Consider the following 231-nt stretch of genomic DNA (forward strand, 5'->3'; position numbering starts at 1 on the left):
GCCTACCGCCATCCCGCCATGGGCGAAATATCGGAACACCTCCTCAAACGCCTATTCACAGCCGAAAAGCCCAACGAGAAATGGCTGACAGACGTGACCGAACTCAAAGGAAAGGACGGCAAACTGTACCTCTCGCCAATCTTGGACTTGTTGAACCGAGAAATCGTCGCCTACGCCATGAGCCGCAATGCTAACAGCGAAATGGTGAAGGAAATGCTCGAAAAAGCCGCA

General features: G+C 52.8%; 1 protein-coding gene. It reads left to right on the forward strand.

Features of this window, described 5'->3' with window-relative positions; all coding sequences use genetic code 11:
* A partial coding sequence (locus ACTHTA_RS11680) for a DDE-type integrase/transposase/recombinase (RefSeq protein ID WP_440379651.1) occupies window positions 1–231 on the forward strand: 231 nt, incomplete at both ends.

The sequence above is a fragment of the Neisseria sp. P0013.S005 genome (assembly GCF_051958425.1).
Taxonomy (GTDB): domain Bacteria; phylum Pseudomonadota; class Gammaproteobacteria; order Burkholderiales; family Neisseriaceae; genus Neisseria; species Neisseria subflava.